Raw genomic sequence first — 7,624 nt, 5'->3', positions numbered from 1 at the left:
AAAAAGACAATTTCTATATTATTTCAATAGAAATTGTCTTTTTTTCACTTATCCAAGAACTTTATGTCCCGGACTCTATGTTTCAATGCACATATAATTTTAATTTTATATAAATATTGTGAGTGCTATTCTATTTAGAAATAGCGAAACAACTGCTATAATATATGGGTGATTAAAGGAGGCCAATGACATGCAAAGCATAGAAAGTATTATTATCGGCGGAGGCCCATGCGGTTTAAGTGCTGCTATTGAACAAAAAAGAAAGGGTATTGATACATTAGTCATCGAAAAAGGGAATGTTGTAGATGCTATATATAAATATCCAACACACCAAACATTTTTCTCATCTAGTGATAAATTAAGTATCGGTGATATTCCTTTTATCGTCGAAGAAAGTAAACCTCGACGAAATCAAGCACTAGTATATTATAGAGAAGTTGTTAAACATCATCAGTTAAATGTTCGTGCATTTGAAGAAGTACTCACTGTTAAAAAAATTGACAATAAATTCACTATAACAACTACTAAAGATGTTTATGAGTGTAAATTTTTAACTGTTGCAACCGGTTATTATGGTCAACATAATAAGTTAGAGGTTAAAGGAGCAGAACTTCCTAAAGTACAACATTATTTTAAAGAAGCACACCCGTTTTTTAATTTAGATGTTACTGTCATAGGTGGTAAAAATTCTGCTGTTGACGCTGCATTAGAATTAGAAAAAGCTGGTGCAAATGTAACTGTACTATACAGAGGTGATCGATATTCAGCTGCCATTAAACCATGGATATTGCCAAATTTTGAATCATTAGTCAATCATGAAAAAATCACTATGGAGTTCAATGCGAACGTTACTGAAATAACAGAGAATAGCGTGATTTATGAAAAGAACGGTAAAGTTACAGAGATACCTAATGATCATGTATTTGCAATGATAGGGTATCACCCTGATTACGACTTCTTAGAATCTATTGGAATTGAAATTAATACAAATGAATATGGAACTGCTCCAGTTCATAACAAAGAAACTTTTGAGACAAATGTTGAGAATTGCTATATTGCTGGCGTAATTGCTGCAGGTAATGATAATAATGCAATCTTTATTGAAAATGGTAAATATCATGGCGGAATTATTACTCAAAGTATTTTAAGCAAAAAGCAAACACCACTTGAAAGTTAAGGACAGAAGTATAAAACAGCGGTATAGTTAATAAGAGCTGAGAACGACGCAACATTAGTGTCTTCTCAGCTCTTATCATCCTTATGAAGATAAATTAAGATGATTCAAAAAGATTACTAAGTAGTAACTTCTCAAGCAAAACCAATTAAATTACATTATTTTTCTAAAATCTTGTAATTAATTTTGTTTTTCAAAATAATTTTTTAATTCGACAATATTGAGTTGATTACTTAGGCCAATTAGTAACTTAAGTCTTGCTTTAGGACCATTTAATCCATTTGAAAATATTAAACCTTTATTCGCTAATTGAAAGCCACCACCTTCATAGGCATATACTGGACTTACAATCCCATTAAAAGATCTAGAAACTAACACAATAGGTATATTATTATCTAAACAAGTTTGGACACCTTTCAAGCAACTTGGAGGTAAATTTCCTTGGCCTAAAGCTTCAATGACGATACCATCTACGTTTTGTTGCGCATAAAAATTAAATATGTCACTTTCCATGCCCATATAAGCTTTTATCAATGGTACTTTCAACTGATAATTTATTATTTTAAATGACTGTTGTTTATAAGGTTGATTATAGAATTGAACATTATCTTTAGTTAATATTCCTAATGGTCCTTGATTTGGACTTTGGAAGGTATTGATATTAGAAGTATGCGTCTTCGTTACATTTCTAGCAGTATGTATTTCATCATTGAATACGACCATAACGCCTTTGTCATTTGCATCACTAGAAGAGGCTACACGAATTGATGAAATGAAATTATATAATCCATCGGAACCAATTTCATTAGAAGATCTCATTGCACCAGTTATAACCACAGGACATCTAATGTCTAATAATAAATCTAAAAGGTATGCGGTCTCTTCAAGAGTATCAGTACCATGTGTAACTACAAAACCATCATATTTACCTGTCTTATTAGCTTCAATAATTATATTTCTCAACTTCTCGACATTTTGAATCGTTATATGAGGAGACGGAATATTAAATGGATGAATTTCATCAACATTAGCGTATTGGCCAATAATGTCTCTATGAAGAGATATTGGATTTACATCATTTGTTACTACCTGACTAAATTGGTTTTGCGACATACTTATTGTGCCACCAGTATGTATAACTAATAATCTTTTCATTTCGTTCCTCCTATTTTTAATTTACATATTTATGATAAAATAATACAAATAAAACAACAAGGAAGGATAAATAATATGGACTTAATAAATATTGCCTTGGATGGTCCTGCAGCTGCAGGTAAAAGTACTATTGCACGACAAGTAGCTAGTAAATTGTCTATGATTTACGTTGATACAGGTGCAATGTACCGTGCGATTACTTATAAATATCTTCAAAATGACAAACCAGAGGATTTTAAAACACTCGTTAATCAAACGACGTTGGAATTAACCTATGACAAAAGTAAAGGACAACGAATTTTATTAGATAATCAAGACGTCACTGATTTTTTAAGAGAAAATGATGTAACTCAAAATGTATCTTATGTTGCTTCTAAAGAACCTGTTAGAACATTTGCAGTTGAAAAGCAGAAAGATCTAGCAGCTAAAAAAGGAATTGTTATGGATGGCCGAGATATTGGCACAGTAGTATTACCAGATGCAGAATTAAAAGTGTTTATGATCGCTTCAGTTGAAGAAAGAGCTGAAAGACGTCAAAAAGAAAATGAACAACGAGGTATCCCATCAACATTATCACAATTAAAAAAAGAAATAGAAGAAAGAGATCATTACGATATGAATCGGGACATTTCACCTTTAAAAAAAGCTGATGACGCCGTCACAGTGGATACAACTGGTAAAACGATTGAAGAAGTAACTGAAGAAATAATGACTTTGGTTAACAATATTTAGACAAATAAGGACAGCTATTTAGAGTGATTCGTATTTAACTAAGTTTAAAGTGCGAATTATTTTAAATAGCTATTTTTATTCTATATAATTAAAAGTGGTAACTATTAAGCACTTTTTTAATCGTATAACATATATTTAGTTCGTATAAAAATTATAAATTTTCAAAAGTTATAAATTAGTTAAATTTTCATTTTATAATTTTAATAATTGATAATTTTTTAAGAACTTATGAAACTAAAGGGGAATTTCTTGACAATTCTACTGGTTTATAAGATGTTATATGTATGTAGTGTATAAGGAGGCAAACAAGATGACTGAAGAATTCAATGAATCAATGATTAATGATATTAAAGAAGGTGACAAAGTCACTGGTGAGGTTCAACAAGTTGAAGACAAACAAGTCGTAGTTCATATTAATGGTGGCAAATTCAATGGAATCATTCCAATTAGCCAACTTTCAACTCATCATATTGAGAACCCAAGTGAGGTAGTTAAACAAGGTGATGAAATTGAAGCATATGTTACTAAAATCGAAGTTGATGAAGAAAATGACTCAGGTGTGTATATTCTTTCAAAACGTCAACTTGAAACTGAAAAATCATATGAATATTTACAAGAAAAACTTGATAATGACGAAATTATTGAGGCTAAAGTTACAGAAGTAGTTAAAGGTGGCCTGGTTGTAGATGTAGGTCAACGCGGTTTTGTACCAGCTTCACTAATTTCAACTGATTTCATTGAAGATTTCTCTGTATTCGATGGACAAACTATTCGCATTAAAGTAGAAGAATTAGATCCTGAAAATAATAGAGTCATTTTAAGCCGTAAAGCAGTAGAGCAAGCTGAAAATGATGTGAAAAAAGCTTCTTTATTAGAATCACTTAATGCTGGTGATGTTATTAAAGGTAAAGTTGCTCGTCTAACTAACTTTGGTGCTTTTGTTGATATCGGTGGCGTAGATGGTTTAGTCCACGTTTCTGAATTATCACATGAACATGTTGATTCTCCAGAAGATGTAGTTTCTGTAGGTCAAGAGGTAGATGTAAAAGTTAAGTCTGTAGAAAAAGATGCTGAACGTATTTCACTTTCTATCAAAGATACTTTACCTACACCATTTGAAAGCATTAAAGGACAATTTCATGAAGATGATGTTATTGAAGGTAAAGTTGTGCGTTTAGCTAACTTCGGTGCTTTCGTTGAAATTGCTCCAGGTGTTCAAGGTTTAGTGCATATTTCAGAAATTGCTCATGAACATATTGGCACACCAGGTGAAAAACTTGAGCCAGGACAACAAGTTAATGTTAAAATTTTAGGTATAGATGAAGAAAATGAACGTATCTCACTTTCAATTAAAGCTACATTACCTAAAGAAGACGTTGTTGAGAGCGATGATGCTACAACTCAATCTTATTTAAGTAATGATTCAATTGAAGACAATCCAACATTAGGTGATGTCTTTGGCGATAAATTTAAAGACTTAAAATTTTAATCTCAAGTTATCATACAAACTCATTCCCAATTAAAGTTTAAGACTTTAATTGGGAATTTTCATTTTCTCACAATTTAATGGATCATAATGGTAATTAAATTATGAAATGTAGCGAGATTTATTGTTTTAAAAACCATATTTTTGCTTAACTTACATACTTTGTTTGAAATAAGTAGGTCATATGATAAAATTATAGAGATTTTAGAAAGAGAGGAAGTTAGCTTATGACGAAACCTATTGTAGCTATTGTAGGTAGGCCTAATGTAGGGAAATCTACAATATTTAATAGAGTAGTAGGTGAACGTGTTTCAATTGTCGAAGACACACCTGGTGTTACACGTGATAGAATTTATTCATCAGGCGAATGGTTAACACATGAATTTAATATTATTGATACTGGTGGAATAGAAATAGGAGATGCTCCATTTCAAACCCAAATAAGAGCACAAGCTGAAATCGCAATTGATGAAGCAGATGTCATTATCTTTATGGTTAATGTTCGAGAAGGTTTAACCCAAAGTGATGAAATGGTTGCACAGATGCTATATAAATCTAAAAAGCCTGTTGTATTGGCTGTTAATAAAGTAGATAACCCTGAGATGAGAAATGACATTTTTGACTTTTACCCATTAGGTTTTGGAGATCCATATCCAATATCAGGATCACACGGCTTAGGTTTAGGGGATCTATTAGATGAGGTAGTTAAGCACTTTGACGAAGAAACTGAAGATTCATATGATGAAGATACTATAAGGCTATCAATAATCGGTCGCCCTAATGTAGGAAAATCTAGTTTAGTAAATGCAATTCTTGGTGAAGATCGTGTTATTGTATCAAATGTTGCCGGAACTACTAGAGATGCTGTAGATACCGAATACAGTTATGATGGACAAGATTATGTTTTAATAGATACAGCAGGTATGCGTAAAAAAGGAAAAGTGTACGAATCAACTGAAAAATATTCAGTACTACGTGCACTTAAAGCAATTGAGCGATCTAATGTAGTCTTGATTGTAATCGATGCTGAGGAAGGTATAATCGAGCAAGATAAACGTGTTGCAGGATATGCTCACGAAGAAGGTAAAGCAGTTGTCATTGTAGTGAATAAATGGGACACAGTTGACAAAGATAGTAACACAATGAAGAAATTTGCTGATGATGTCAGAAATCAATTCCAATTTTTAGATTATGCTCAAATTGCTTTTGTTTCTGCTAAGGAAGGCACTCGTTTACGCACGCTATTCCCATATATTAATGAAGCAAGCGAAAACCATAAAAAACGTGTTCAAAGTTCTACTTTAAATGAAGTTGTCACTGATGCTATATCTATGAATCCTACTCCAACAGATAAAGGCCGTCGTTTAAATGTATTCTATACTACTCAAGTAGCTAACGAGCCTCCAACATTTGTTGTATTCGTTAATGATGTCGAACTAATGCATTTTTCTTACAAACGTTACCTTGAAAATCAAATCCGTCATGCATTTGGTTTTGAAGGAACACCTATTCACATCATTCCAAGAAGAAGAAACTAAGAAGGAGTTAAAACTATGACTAAAATTACTGTTTTTGGTATGGGAAGTTTTGGTACTGCATTAGCTAATGTATTAGCTGAAAATGGACATACTGTTTTAATGTGGGGAAAAAATGAAGATAGTGTGAAAGAATTAAATGATCACCATCAAAATAAACGTTATTTAAAAGATGTCGTTTTAGATAGTAGAATTAAAGCAACTAGTGATATTAAAGAAGCCGCGAATTTTACTGATATATATTTAATGGCTCTACCAACTAAAGCAATGCGTGAAGTTACAAGTGAAATTGATAGTTTAATTGATTCTAAGAAAACTTTTATTCATGTTGCAAAAGGTATAGAAAATGATACATTCAAACGTGTTTCAGAAATGATTGAAGATTCAATTTCAGAAGATCACAATGGTGGTATCGGGGTTTTATCAGGTCCTAGTCACGCAGAAGAAGTAGTGATTAAACAACCAACTACAGTCGCCGCATCATCAAAAGATGAAAAAGTTAGTAAACTGATTCAAGATTTATTTATGAATGATTATTTACGTGTATACACTAATAATGATTTAGTCGGTGTTGAACTAGGAGGAGCATTAAAAAATATAATTGCAGTTGCAAGTGGTATTGTAGCAGGCATGGGCTATGGTGATAATGCTAAAGCTGCTTTAATGACACGAGGTTTAGCTGAAATAAGCCGATTAGGTGAAAAATTAGGTGCTGATCCAATGACATTTTTAGGTCTTGGTGGTATTGGAGATCTAATTGTTACTTGTACATCAACGCATTCACGTAATTACACTTTAGGATTTAAATTAGGACAAGGCCAAACAATGGATGAAGCTTTAAATGAAATGAATATGGTAGTAGAAGGGATTTATACTACTAATTCTGTATACCATTTAGCTAAACAACAAAATGTTGATATGCCTATAACTAATGCACTTTACAAGGTTTTATTCGAAGATAATCCGGTTAAAGACAGTGTTAAAGATTTAATGGGAAGAGATAAAAAATCTGAATAAAGTGTAATATTACTCATTATCAAAAATTTTTCGCAGATTTGTACATAAAATACTGATATTTCAGTGTTTTAAGTGCATAAATTATTGCGGTAACATTAATTGTTGTGTTAAAGTCATAGCATAATGATATAAAGATATCATTATCATTCATCTGGAGGTGAACTCGTAATGAATAAAACTGATTTAATTAATGCAGTTGCAGAACAAGCTGATTTAACTAAAAAAGAAGCTGGTTCAGCTGTAGATGCTGTTTTCGAATCAATCCAACAATCACTTTCTAAAGGTGAAAAAGTTCAATTAATTGGTTTCGGAAACTTTGAGGTTCGTGAACGTGCTGCACGTAAAGGTCGTAACCCTCAAACAGGTAAAGAAATTGAAATTCCTGCAAGTAAAGTTCCAGCATTTAAAGCTGGTAAAGCATTAAAAGATGCTGTTAAATAATTTACTTAAAAGAGTCCGGGACATAAAGTTCTTGGATAAGTGAAAAAAAGACAATTTCTATTGAAATAATATAGAAATTGTCTT

7 protein-coding genes are annotated in these 7,624 nt (G+C 32.0%); 6 read left to right on the top strand and 1 reads right to left on the bottom strand.

Going from position 1 to position 7,624, the window contains the following annotated elements; genetic code table 11:
* Positions 1-190 precede the first annotated feature (190 nt).
* On the top strand, positions 191-1,177 hold the full coding sequence (gene ypdA / locus AC1RRU_RS12305) for a bacillithiol disulfide reductase YpdA (RefSeq protein WP_011275727.1): 987 nt from the start codon (positions 191-193) through the stop codon (positions 1,175-1,177).
* A gap of 177 nt (positions 1,178-1,354) precedes the next feature.
* On the opposite strand, the gene AC1RRU_RS12300 is transcribed toward ypdA, so the two are convergent.
* Entirely contained in the window at positions 1,355-2,329 is a 975-nt protein-coding gene (locus tag AC1RRU_RS12300) for an asparaginase (RefSeq protein ID WP_011275728.1), read from the bottom strand.
* A gap of 75 nt (positions 2,330-2,404) precedes the next feature.
* Between AC1RRU_RS12300 and cmk the strand changes: the two genes are divergently transcribed.
* The 5 genes from cmk to AC1RRU_RS12275 all read left to right on the top strand — a co-directional run bounded on the left by cmk (position 2,405) and on the right by AC1RRU_RS12275 (position 7,540).
* The gene (gene cmk / locus AC1RRU_RS12295; RefSeq protein ID WP_011275729.1) at positions 2,405-3,061 is read left to right on the top strand and encodes a (d)CMP kinase; all 657 of its coding nucleotides are present in this window, start codon (positions 2,405-2,407) and stop codon (positions 3,059-3,061) included.
* A gap of 310 nt (positions 3,062-3,371) precedes the next feature.
* Positions 3,372-4,550, top strand: a complete 1,179-nt coding sequence (gene rpsA / locus AC1RRU_RS12290; RefSeq protein ID WP_011275730.1) for a 30S ribosomal protein S1 — start codon at positions 3,372-3,374, stop codon at positions 4,548-4,550.
* A 224-nt stretch (positions 4,551-4,774) separates the two neighbouring features.
* Positions 4,775-6,085 (top strand): ribosome biogenesis GTPase Der, encoded by a 1,311-nt coding sequence (gene der, locus AC1RRU_RS12285; protein ID WP_070855451.1) that lies wholly within the window; start codon positions 4,775-4,777, stop codon positions 6,083-6,085.
* Between the two features lie 15 nt (positions 6,086-6,100).
* Complete coding sequence (locus AC1RRU_RS12280; protein WP_011275732.1) at positions 6,101-7,099, top strand: NAD(P)H-dependent glycerol-3-phosphate dehydrogenase; 999 nt, start codon at positions 6,101-6,103, stop codon at positions 7,097-7,099.
* A 168-nt stretch (positions 7,100-7,267) separates the two neighbouring features.
* Positions 7,268-7,540 carry an HU family DNA-binding protein gene (locus AC1RRU_RS12275; protein ID WP_011275733.1) on the top strand — a complete coding sequence of 91 codons (273 nt, stop codon included), beginning with the start codon at positions 7,268-7,270 and terminating at the stop codon, positions 7,538-7,540.
* Positions 7,541-7,624 lie beyond the last annotated feature (84 nt).

It is taken from the genome of Staphylococcus sp. GW821-FHT11H10 (genome assembly GCF_058807855.1).
Note: the sequence above shows the minus strand (reverse complement) of the source record. Positions and strands in the feature narration are given on the sequence as shown.